Source organism: Mesorhizobium sp. M7A.F.Ca.CA.004.06.1.1 (assembly GCF_003999135.1).
Taxonomy (GTDB): Bacteria; Pseudomonadota; Alphaproteobacteria; order Rhizobiales; family Rhizobiaceae; genus Mesorhizobium.
On the sequence record NZ_RZPQ01000134.1, the window covers coordinates 1 to 10,330 of the forward strand.

The 10,330-nt window shown below is 60.3% G+C and carries 11 protein-coding genes and 1 pseudogene; 5 read left to right on the top strand and 7 right to left on the bottom strand.

Features of this window, described 5'->3' with window-relative positions; genetic code table 11:
• The 3 genes and pseudogenes from EN906_RS11090 to EN906_RS11100 form a co-directional block, all read right to left on the bottom strand.
• Window positions 1-133, bottom strand: a pseudogene (locus EN906_RS11090) (YbhB/YbcL family Raf kinase inhibitor-like protein); the annotation flags it as partial.
• 46 nt (window positions 134-179) lie between these two features.
• Entirely contained in the window at window positions 180-386 is a 207-nt protein-coding gene (locus tag EN906_RS11095; protein ID WP_013531530.1) for a hypothetical protein, read from the bottom strand.
• Window positions 387-487: 101 nt separating this feature from the next.
• Window positions 488-2,479 carry a protein-L-isoaspartate(D-aspartate) O-methyltransferase gene (locus tag EN906_RS11100; RefSeq protein ID WP_127272199.1) on the bottom strand — a complete coding sequence of 664 codons (1,992 nt, stop codon included), beginning with the start codon at window positions 2,477-2,479 and terminating at the stop codon, window positions 488-490.
• A gap of 262 nt (window positions 2,480-2,741) precedes the next feature.
• On the opposite strand from EN906_RS11100, the gene EN906_RS11105 reads away from it, so the two are divergent.
• From EN906_RS11105 to EN906_RS11120, 4 genes are all read left to right on the top strand, one after another.
• Window positions 2,742-5,153 carry a phosphoketolase family protein gene (locus tag EN906_RS11105; RefSeq protein WP_127267423.1) on the top strand — a complete coding sequence of 804 codons (2,412 nt, stop codon included), beginning with the start codon at window positions 2,742-2,744 and terminating at the stop codon, window positions 5,151-5,153.
• Window positions 5,150-6,328, top strand: a complete 1,179-nt coding sequence (locus EN906_RS11110; RefSeq protein WP_127267422.1) for an acetate/propionate family kinase — start codon at window positions 5,150-5,152, stop codon at window positions 6,326-6,328. The genes EN906_RS11105 and EN906_RS11110 overlap by 4 nt, the downstream gene beginning before the upstream one ends.
• 10 nt (window positions 6,329-6,338) lie before the next feature.
• Entirely contained in the window at window positions 6,339-6,776 is a 438-nt protein-coding gene (locus EN906_RS38200) for a hypothetical protein (protein ID WP_245456899.1), read from the top strand.
• An 88-nt stretch (window positions 6,777-6,864) separates the two neighbouring features.
• Window positions 6,865-7,077, top strand: coding sequence for a hypothetical protein (locus EN906_RS11120; RefSeq protein ID WP_164749045.1), 213 nt, complete (start codon window positions 6,865-6,867; stop codon window positions 7,075-7,077).
• A 61-nt stretch (window positions 7,078-7,138) separates the two neighbouring features.
• Here the strand turns inward: EN906_RS11120 and EN906_RS11125 are convergent, their stop codons facing one another.
• The 4 genes from EN906_RS11125 to EN906_RS11140 form a co-directional block, all read right to left on the bottom strand.
• On the bottom strand, window positions 7,139-7,303 hold the full coding sequence (locus tag EN906_RS11125; RefSeq protein ID WP_081738679.1) for a hypothetical protein: 165 nt from the start codon (window positions 7,301-7,303) through the stop codon (window positions 7,139-7,141).
• A 152-nt stretch (window positions 7,304-7,455) separates the two neighbouring features.
• The gene (locus EN906_RS11130) at window positions 7,456-7,656 is read right to left on the bottom strand and encodes a KTSC domain-containing protein (RefSeq protein WP_127267421.1); all 201 of its coding nucleotides are present in this window, start codon (window positions 7,654-7,656) and stop codon (window positions 7,456-7,458) included.
• 80 nt (window positions 7,657-7,736) lie between these two features.
• A complete protein-coding gene (locus tag EN906_RS11135; RefSeq protein ID WP_127267420.1) occupies window positions 7,737-8,171 on the bottom strand; it encodes a GFA family protein in 435 nt (144 codons plus the stop codon).
• A gap of 81 nt (window positions 8,172-8,252) precedes the next feature.
• Complete coding sequence (locus EN906_RS11140) at window positions 8,253-8,552, bottom strand: PRC-barrel domain-containing protein (protein WP_127267419.1); 300 nt, start codon at window positions 8,550-8,552, stop codon at window positions 8,253-8,255.
• 615 nt (window positions 8,553-9,167) lie between these two features.
• On the opposite strand from EN906_RS11140, the gene EN906_RS11150 reads away from it, so the two are divergent.
• Window positions 9,168-9,872 carry a Crp/Fnr family transcriptional regulator gene (locus EN906_RS11150; RefSeq protein ID WP_164749046.1) on the top strand — a complete coding sequence of 235 codons (705 nt, stop codon included), beginning with the start codon at window positions 9,168-9,170 and terminating at the stop codon, window positions 9,870-9,872.
• Window positions 9,873-10,330: the final 458 nt, after the last annotated feature.

The window sequence follows — 10,330 nt, forward strand, 5'->3', positions numbered from 1 at the left end:
GAACGAGACTCTTTGCTTCGTCCGGCACTCCAGACCATTTCAGCGGCGGCGATACGTTTTTGCCGTCTCGTGTGTATCTTTCGGGAATTTGTCCGCCTTCGGCAAAGGCGGCACTGCTAAGGGCAAGTGGCATGGTTCACTCCTTCCGGCGAAGTTGATCGCAGCGACGCGCAGGGCAGCTATTTGTTGGTCCGCATCTTTTGTCTTGGATCGATCCCGCCAGCGGCGGTCGTGTCGTTTTCGACGTCACCTTCGACCGTATTCTCGCCTTCAAGCTCGAACTCTTCGCCTTCCTTGATCGTTCCCTTGGAAGTCCCGATACCAGGATTGTTCGCCAAGTCGGCATCGCTCGGTTTCTTCCATTTCGGATGTTTGGTTCCGGTCATGAGAAAACTCCTTCGACGGGGATTGCAGTTTTGAAATCGCAGACCGGATAGTTCGTTCCGGTTCCACGCCTCAGCTTCTTCATTGGTTCGCCGCGCGCCGGCTAAAGCCCGAACGGGTAGGTGTCGGGAACGCCGGTTCTTGCATGCTCCGGGCCAAGCGGCGTCACTGCCGCGGTTTTGTCGAACCATAGGAACGCGTCGAACTGCCGGGGCAGGGAAGCGTCCGCATAGTGGCTGCCCAGCTCGGTTTCCGGCCGGTAGATCACCCCGATGAATCGCTCCAGCCTGCGTTCCAGCAGCCGCTCACGCAGCGTTGTGTCGCGCCCGAGGTCGAGCAGGAACCGCGACACAAGGGAATCGTGGCAAAGCCGTTCGTAGCTGTCGGCGTGCGACGCGCGGATTTGCTTCACCTCCATTTTGCCGTCCCAGTCGCTGGCGGCCGCTACAGTGCCGGAATGCGTGCCCATACCGATCAGCGCTGCCTCATCCCCGAAACGCTGCCGGCAGAGCTGGCCGATGTTCAGTTCGTCCCTGACGACGCCCATCTCGGTAAAGCGGGCATCGCCGATATGGGAATTGTGCGCCCACACCACGGCCTTGGCGTTGGGGCCGCCGGCATGCAGCAAATGTTCCAACGTTTCGAACATGTGCGTGTCGCGCAGGTTCCAGGACTCCGCGCCGCCATAGTACATGATCCGGTAATAGTGTTCGGCGGACGCGATCAGCCGGGCATTCTGACTGGCGTCGAGAAAGTCGGTGCCGTCCCTTTTTGCATATTCGAGCTGTTTGGCGAGCAAGTCCCGGCATTGTTCCAGCACCGCTTTCTCGCATTTTTGATAGCCGGCGGTGAGCACCGCGCGGCCGTAGGTGGACGGATCGTGTTGCCAGGGCGTCAGGCAGCCATAGCGTTCGCGCGCGATCTTGGCTGCCGGGGGATCGACCCGGTCGAGATAATCGAGGACCGCGCCGATGGAACCGCTCATATTGTAGATGTCGAGGCCGTAGAACCCTGCTTGCGCCGAAGGCTCTAGCTTCTCGTTGTGACGGCGCATCCAGTCGGTGAAGGCCGCGACATCGGTGTTGCGCCACATCCAGGTCGGAAATCGCTGGAATGGCGCGCCAGTGCCGGTTCGCGGCCGACGATGGCGAACATAGCGGTCGATCGCCGCTGCGTCGGGCCAGTCCGCCTCGACCGCGACGATGGTGAAGCCGTGGCGTTCGATGAGCCTGCGGGTGATCGCCGCGCGCGCCCTGTAGAATTCGGACGTGCCATGGCTTGCCTCGCCAAGCAGAACAATGCGCCGGTCGGCAAACCGATCGAACAATGCGCCGAAGGCCGGATCGTCGAAATCGGGCAGGGGTTCGGCCGCGGCCGCGATCATATCAGGCAGGCTGATCGGATGGGGATGTCGAAGCGGACGACCAACGTCGGTGGCCGTGCCGTTTTCCGACCAACCCTGCTCGCCGATCAGAGGGACGAAGCGCACGCCGCCGAAATCCTCCTCGCTATAGGTTGCGGCGCCTGTCCGGGTGACTTTGAGCAGACGTTGCAAATCCGGGTCGTCGCCGACCGGAATGACGAGCCTGCCGCCGACATCGAGTTGCTCCTGAAGGGCGAGCGGTGCGCCGGGACCACTGGCTGTCACCACGATGGCGTCGAACGGCGCCGCCTGCGGCCAGCCCTTGGTGCCATCGCCTGTCCGAACCTCGATGTTTTGGTAGCCGAGTTTTTCAAACCGCCGCTTCGCGGCTTCGGCCAAACCGGGATGACGCTCTATCGTGTAGACCTGTTCGACGATCCGGCTCATCACCGCGGCCGCGTATCCCGAGCCGGTGCCAATTTCGAGCACATGGTCACCCGGTTTGACATCCGCCATCTCGATCATGAACGCGACAATGTAGGGTTGCGATATGGTCTGGCCATCGGCGATCGGCAGCGGCGTGTCTTCGTAAGCAAATTCCTCGAAGCCGGGTTCGACGAAGGCCTCGCGTGGAACTTCGCGCATTGCCTGCAGAATCTCACGGTCATGAATGCCACGCCGGCCGACATGGATATTGACCATTCGATCACGGGCACGAGGAAGATCGAGCATCTTTTAGCTCCCTTTGGTGCAACGCTTCGAGGCTATCCTTCGCGGTACCTGCCTTGAGCCTGGTCTTCGCGATTTCAGTTTCTAACCGCCGGAGGACTTCAAGGTTCCCGCCTATTTGCGGATAGGGCCGCAAGCCCGGCCGAGATGGCGTCCGGTCTCTCGGCCGCGTGGGTCGTGACGCCGACCCGAACGCGGCAGTCGGGGGTTGCTCAAGCGCAAAGATGCCCCAGTTATCACCAGCGAACCGAAGCTGGAGATGTCGATGAACGACAAGGCTGCCGCGACGCCGCAGGCCATCGGCCACGAACGGATCGACCTCATGGACCGCTACTGGCGCGCCGCGAATTACATCTCGGTCGGCCAGATCTACCTGCTCGACAATCCGCTGTTGCGCGAACCGTTGAAGGCCGAACACGTCAAGCCGCGGCTGCTTGGCCATTGGGGCACGACGCCGGGGCTGAACTTTCTCTACGTGCATCTGAACCGCGTCATACGCGAACGCGACCTCGATGCTCTGTTTATCTGCGGGCCGGGCCATGGCGGTCCCGCAATGGTCGCCAACGCCTGGCTCGAGGGCACCTATAGCGAGATCTATCCCGATATCGGGCAGGGCGAAGACGGCCTCAGGAAACTGTTCCGGCAGTTTTCCTTCCCCGGCGGCGTGCCAAGCCATGCCGCGCCCGAGACGCCAGGCTCCATCCATGAGGGTGGTGAATTGGGATATGCGTTGGTTCACGCCTTTGGCGCGGCCTTCGACAACCCGGATCTGGTGGTTGCCTGTATCGTTGGTGACGGCGAAGCCGAGACCGGTCCGCTCGCGGCGGCATGGCATTCCAACAAGTTCCTGAACCCGATGTCGGACGGCGCCGTCCTGCCGATCCTGCATCTCAACGGCTACAAGATCGCCAATCCAACGATCCTCGGCCGTATGGACGATCAGGAGTTGCGAAGTCTCTTCGCCGGCTATGGCTACGAACCGTTCTTCGTCGAAGGCCACGAGCCGCTTGCCATGCACCAGTCGATGGCCGCGACGCTCGACACGGTGCTCGATCGCATCCGGTCCATTCAGGAGCAGGCACGGGCTCCGGGATGGCATGGTCAACGCCCGCAATGGCCGATGATCGTGCTGCGCAGCCCCAAGGGATGGACAGGTCCCAAGGAGGTCGATGGCGAGAAGGTCGAGGGTTTCTGGCGTTCGCATCAAGTGCCGGTGTCGAACGCACGCGGAAATGAGGGCCACCGCAAGATCCTCGAGAACTGGATGCGAAGCTACGAACCGGGAGAGCTGTTCGATGAAAGCGGGCATCTGTTGCCGGGGCTCGCGGCACTTGCCCCAACAGGGACAAAGCGCATGGGCGCAAGCCCGTACGCGAATGGCGGACTGTTGAAGCGCGATCTTGTGCTTCCCGACTGGAAAAGCCTGGCGCTGGAAGTGCCTCGTCCGGGAGGCGTCGTCGCTGAAGCGACGCGGATTTGCGGAAGCTATCTTCGCGAGGTGTTCCGCCTCAATGCCGAGGCGCGGAATTTTCGCCTGATGGGGCCGGACGAGACGTCATCCAACCGCCTCGACGAGGTGTTCGAAGTTACCGATCGGCTCTGGATGCAGCGCATTGAACCCTACGACGTCCATCTTTCCCGTGACGGACGTGTCATGGAGGTGCTCAGCGAGCACCTCTGCCAGGGCTGGCTTGAAGGCTATCTGCTCACCGGCCGCCACGGCCTGTTCTCCTGCTATGAGGCCTTCATCCACATTGTCGATTCGATGGTCAACCAGCATGCCAAATGGCTGAAGACCTCCGGCGAGCTTGCCTGGCGCAAGCCGATCGCCTCGCTCAATTACCTTTTGACCTCGCATGTCTGGCGGCAGGATCACAATGGTTTCAGCCATCAGGATCCGGGCTTTGCCGATCTGGTCGCCAACAAGAAGGCCGATACGGTAAGGCTCTATTTTCCGCCGGATGCCAACACCCTGCTGTGGATCACAGATCATTGCCTGAGAACCTATAACCGCATCAATGTCATTACCGCCGGCAAGCAGCCGGCACCGCAATGGCTGTCCATTGAAGAAGCCGAAGCGCATTGCAAGGCGGGGGCGGGCATCTGGGAATGGGCCGGTACGGTTGCTCAGGGCGAGGAGCCCGACGTGGTCATGGCCTGCGCCGGCGACGTGCCCACCCTGGAAACGCTGGCCGCGACCGACATTCTGCGCTCTGCGATCCCCGACCTGAGAATCCGTGTCGTCAATGTTGTCGACCTGATGACGCTGCAGTCGAACACCGAGCATCCGCACGGGCTCGCCGATGGAGACTTCGATGCGTTGTTCACGAAGACACGGCCTGTAATCTTCGCCTATCACGGCTATCCCTATCTTATTCATCGCCTGACCTACCGTCGCGCCAACCATGACAACATGCATGTGCATGGCTTCCGCGAGGAGGGCACCACGACGACGCCGTTCGACATGGTGGTGCTCAACGAACTCGATCGCTACCACCTCGCGCTTGCCGCCATCGAACGTGTGCCGGGACTGGCCGAAAGGGCTGAAGGGCTTGCCGGCGAACTCCACGGCCGGTTGGTGAAGCACAGGGCTTATGTCCGCGAGCACGGCGAGGATATGCCCGAAATCCAGAAATGGAGCTGGCCCGACAAAGGCGCGGCAAAGGCGCGCCAATGACGCGTCGGTCGATCCTGGCGCTGAATGCCGGTTCGTCCAGCATCAAGTTCGCGCTTTACGATCTTGTCTCGTCACAGGATATGCAGCTCGTTTCGCGCGGCACGTTGGACTTGGGCGACACACCCACACTCCGCGCAAAAGCGGCCGACGGAACGGTGCAGTGCGATCGGCAGCTCGCCACCGACAAGCCGCGGGACGCGGCCATAGGCGAGATGCTGAATTGGGTGCAGGGCGAAATCGGCGAAAGAAACCTGCTCTGCGCCGGCCATCGTATCGTGCATGGCGGAAGCGAGTTCATCGAACCTGTCCGTCTGGCCCCAGACATCATCGACGCCATCGACAGACTGACGCCGCTCGCTCCGCTGCATCAGCCTCGCAGTCTCGCGCCGGTCCGCGCGATAGCCGCCTTGCAACCGGACCTGCCACAGGTTGGTTGTTTCGACACCGCTTTCCACCAGACGATCGATCCGCTCGTGCGGCGCTTCGCCCTTCCGCGCCAATATGAAGGGCAAGGCTTGCGCCGCTACGGGTTTCACGGTCTCTCCTATGAATACATCGCCGGGCGGCTCAGCGGGATATCGCCAACTCTTGCGGCGAAACGCACCATCGTCGCCCATCTCGGCAATGGTGCCAGCCTTTGCGCTTTGCGCGAGGGCAAGAGCATCGATACGACGATGGGGTTTTCGGCCCTGGATGGCCTCGTCATGGGCACGCGGTGCGGCGCCATCGATCCCGGCGTGCTGTTGCACTTCCTACTGGAAAGAGGCATCGCGGCTGAGGAGCTGCAGACGATGCTTTACGAGAAGTCGGGACTGCTCGGCGTATCCGGTATTTCGGGCGACATGAGGACGCTGGAAGGGAGCAACGATCCTCGCGCCCAAGAGGCGATGGCGCTTTTTGCCTTCCGCGCGGCGAGGGAAGCAGCAGCGCTTGCAAACACGATGGGTGGTCTTGAATGCCTCGTGTTCACCGCCGGCATCGGCGAACGGTCCGCGTCCATCCGCAAGGCCATATGCGAAAAATTGACCTGGCTTGGCGTGGTGCTTGAAGAACGCGCCAACGACATCCACGCCGAAATCATCAGTCGTCCCGAGAGCAAGGTGGAGGTGCGCGTGATTGCGACCGATGAGGAAAGTGTCGTTGCACGTCACAGCCGCAAGGTGATGCAAGCCTGAAGGCTCGCCATTGGCATCGGAAACCCGACGTCGGTTGGGCTCGGTAAAAGCGCGGGCAAGGGCATTCCCTGTACGAAAATTACCAAGCAAGCGGTCGGGGGAACCAACGGCCCATGGAAATATTGTGCGAGCAATCTCGGCTAAACCCGAGACCGTCGGCACGATGATCAGGCCGACAGCCTTACTTCAGGCATTGGCTGAGGAATCCATGTTTACGGACGATGTTGCGGTGAGGCGCCTGAAAATCCTGGTCCAGCAATATGTCGAGACACGCAAGAAACGCCACGATGTGATCTCTACCGCCAAGGCCGGAACCGCAATTCGGGAGGTGATGCCAAGTTGCCCGCTTTCGGGAAAGGCCTTCGATGATCTGATTGCGGCCTGCGCCATCGAGCATGGCCTGGCTGTGCTCTTCGACAATCCGGGTACATCAGGCACTGAAATCTGAGGCTGGCGCTTCCGATTCCATCGTCGCAATGAGGAGTTCAGTCGGCATGTCCAGGTACTTTTTCGACCTTCGAGACGAGAGCGGAAGCTTGCAGGAGGATCCCGAGGGCCAGGAATTTTCTGATCTAGCGAGCGCCGAGGAAAACGCGATGGCGTCGGCGAAGGAAATCCTCGCCGAAGAACTGCTGCATGGCAAGCCGCTGCGTACCGGATTGGCCTTCGAGATTTTTGACGAGAACCGCAACCTGGTGCTGCGCTTCCCCTTTGCGCTCGCGGCCGAAAAGGCCGGCGAGCCCCCTTAATCCCGAATTGCCTGGCGGCCGATCCCCTGCAGGGGTCATGCAAGCCGGGCCTCAATGCGTCCTATCCTTCCGCCTTGAAGTTTCTGGCTTCTTTCTCGACCTTGGGGCTGTCCTTGCCATGCTTTTGCATAAGCTCCTTGGCCTGCTTGGGTGAGACGTCGGTGGTCTCTGCCAAGCGCAGCGCCTTCTTGTCCTTGCTTTCGGTCTTCTGCTTCTTGGCCGTCATGGCTCTTGAACTCCCTTGAAGCCTGTTCCGATCGATCTTTGCCGGTCCCGAGCATATCCAGATGAATTGTCATTGCCTGGTTTGCTTCGACGAGACGTCAACGAGACGATGCGGGTCAGGTTCCGTGCATCGTCTGCTCATGTCCGAACTTGTCACGCCACGCGGCGATACCGATGGCGATCTCGGATGAATTCATTGAAGAAGCGGCCTTTTGAGAAAGCTTTGGTGAAAGCGGCATAAGTTACCGGAGCAACATCCTCATAGTCGTAACGTTTGCCGCTCGGAACAAACCAGACCGAGAGGATCCTGGTGGCGGGGTCGTATTGTGCGTTTCGGATCACGGTCGATGGCATGGTGGCACCCGACGGGTCTGCCCGAATAACCCGTTAGCGATCGTCAGGTTCCGCCGATGCCCTCGCGCCTTGCACCGCGACTACCGGTCGCGCGGGTTGCCCAACTTCGGGTCGCGCTTCCTCGAATATCGGTCGATGCGTGGCAGGCTGTCATCAAACTCGATGTACGGTAGCCTCAGATCCCAATAGGCATGGGCTTGCGGCTGAAAACCTTCAGGTTTGTCAAGAAAACCGACCGTCACGTAGAACTCGTCCGGCAGACCTTCGTCGCTATAGCCTATCGAGCTTCCACAGTCCGGGCAGAACGTGCGGGTGACGCCTGGCGTTTTCGAAAAGGCCTTCGGTGTCCCTCTAAGAAGCTGAAATTGCTCAGGCCGGTAACCGACCCAGATTGTCATCGGACTTCCGATGGCCCGGCGGCAATCGTCGTCGTGATCGTAGCATATCCAGAAAGGCTCTCCGTCCATGGCTGCGGCGATCCCTCCGCAGAAGCAGGCTCCGGTCTCGCGCCGCATCGTCTGTCCATCCTGTCGCGCCCAAGGGACGTTCAGAGAGCGGCCAAGCGGCCGCTCCCGTTCAAGGTGAAGTCCTCGAAATCATGCATCGTGATGCTCGGGCATGCTCTTGAGCTGATCCTTGGTCCAGTTCGTCACCGCGTGAACGTCGCCGTCTTCATCGCGCATGAATTCCAACTGGCTCGCGGGAACGGCCACCGGCTTGGCACCTATGCCGAGAAAGCCGCCGACATCGATGACGACCTGACTGGCGGCTCCAGAGCCGTGGACGTGCGAAACGCTGCCGACCTTGTTGTCGTCCGCGTCGTAAATCGTGGCGTCTTCGAGAATGTCTGGTGTCAGTTCGGTGCTTGTGAGGCGTACGCGGTTGGTGTGATCCATCGTTCGAGACTCCTGTTGGGTGGAGTATTTGAACCTCTCAGCCGAGCAAACGTTCCGAAGAATTTCGGGGCGACGGACGGACGACGCAAGGACGCAAGAACCCTCAAATCAGCCTCGGGCCCGAATTGACTCGCAAAGCTCTGTACGGAAGCGTACAAAAGGAAATCGTCAGCAGCACAATTGGGCGCTGACGCTTGGGAGTGACCACCGCTCTTGCCCATCGCGAGGCATGGCGTTGCATGGCAAAGGCGCCCGAGCACCCCGGTCTGCCAGTAGACGCGATAACCGCGCTGGCGCGGGATACAGGCGCCACTGAACAGCAGATACGCGAAATCATATTTCTCCAAGAGTTCGATCGCGCCTCTATCCTGCGGGAGGCTCGTTTGCTGGCGAAAGATGGTCAGCCAACAAGGCCTTCGAGTTTTCAGCAGTAACTGTCGGTTTCATACCAACGCGCCGGCTCGTCTAGTGCTGCGCGAGACGAGGTCTATGGTTCGTTACCGTCCGCTCGTTAGACGGACGCGGCCGGCTAAGAGATCCCAGTGCTCTTGCCCAAGGGAAAAGAGTCTCGTGGATTACCAGATACTGCAAGCCAAGAGCGAATTGCTTCGCCGCATGAGCGCGGACGATCTCGCGCGGCTAAGGCCGCATCTGGCGAGCGTTTTCCTGGAGGTGCGCGCGCCACTGGAGAATGCGGGGCAGAAGATCGAAGCCGTCTATTTTCTGGAAAGCGGACTGGCCTCGGTGGTGGCGCGGACTGCGCCAGCGACCGAAGCGGAAGTCGGAATCATCGGGTTCGAAGGAATGACGGGTTCGGCCCTGATCATGGGGGACGACCAGGCGAACTTTGATTGTTACGTCCAGTCGACATGCGAGGCGCTCCGGATAGAGGCTGCCCCATTCGTCGAAGCCCTGGAGAACAGTCCTACGTTGCGGTCGTTCCTGTTGCGCTATGTCCAATATTTTCATGTTCAGACAAGCTATACGGCTTCGATCAACGCACGGCAGAGCCTGGAAGTCCGGCTGGCGAGATGGCTTTTGATGTGCAGCGACCGCACTGTCGGCGACAGACTTATGATAACCCATGAGTTTCTGTCCATCATGCTTGGTGTCAGGCGTCCGGGGGTTACCGTCGGTCTGCAGATGATCGAGAGTTACGGCTATATCCGAGCGCGCCGCGGAGAGATCACGATCCGCGATCGAGATGGTCTCATAAAGTTGGCGCGAGATTCTTATGGTCCACCTGAAACCCAGTATCGCCGGCTAATCGGAGATTTGGGCTCGCATCATCCCGCGAGGCAGGAACGGCCTCGCGCTTGAGCGCTGGGCCAACAGAGGCTTCTCCGCCACTGAGCCGCCAAGGACCATTTCAAGTGGCCGACGCGATGGTGCCGGTGAGACACCGTTGCCTAAACCCGCGTCGGCCACCGCGGCATTTTTTGGGGATGCCGCGTTGCCAATCTAGTTGCTGACAAGCAACTGGCAACGAAGGCTCGCGGTTTGGTAAGAACCGTACGTACATGCATGCAACCTCCCTCGGTCGCATTCAAGGCATGCCCGCGAAATCCTGAGTAGAATACCGTCACCCCGATAATCTCCGGATTGGCAGGCTTTGATGCGGTGATGTCCACAGGGTGGGGTGCAGATGCTGGCTCGGTTCCGATATTGCCAGGCGGGCTGGCCTTCACCATCTAGCTGGGATGGCGGCACCCAAATCGAAAACACTCGGCTCCGGCTCATCCGGGCTCCAGCACGATCTCTTTGGTGCTGCCGACGAC

Bases quoted from the DNA above. Each gene is read 5' to 3' on its own strand.
- EN906_RS11100 (WP_127272199.1), bottom strand. From the start codon at position 2,479: ATGCTCGATCTTCCTCGTGCCCGTGATCGAATGGTCAATATCCATGTC.
- EN906_RS11095 (WP_013531530.1), bottom strand. From the start codon at position 386: ATGACCGGAACCAAACATCCGAAATGGAAGAAACCGAGCGATGCCGAC.
- EN906_RS11105 (WP_127267423.1), top strand. From the start codon at position 2,742: ATGAACGACAAGGCTGCCGCGACGCCGCAGGCCATCGGCCACGAACGG.
- EN906_RS11110 (WP_127267422.1), top strand. From the start codon at position 5,150: ATGACGCGTCGGTCGATCCTGGCGCTGAATGCCGGTTCGTCCAGCATC.
- EN906_RS11130 (WP_127267421.1), bottom strand. From the start codon at position 7,656: ATGCCATCGACCGTGATCCGAAACGCACAATACGACCCCGCCACCAGG.
- EN906_RS11135 (WP_127267420.1), bottom strand. From the start codon at position 8,171: ATGCGGCGCGAGACCGGAGCCTGCTTCTGCGGAGGGATCGCCGCAGCC.
- EN906_RS11125 (WP_081738679.1), bottom strand. From the start codon at position 7,303: ATGACGGCCAAGAAGCAGAAGACCGAAAGCAAGGACAAGAAGGCGCTG.
- EN906_RS11150 (WP_164749046.1), top strand. From the start codon at position 9,168: ATGAGCGCGGACGATCTCGCGCGGCTAAGGCCGCATCTGGCGAGCGTT.
- EN906_RS11140 (WP_127267419.1), bottom strand. From the start codon at position 8,552: ATGGATCACACCAACCGCGTACGCCTCACAAGCACCGAACTGACACCA.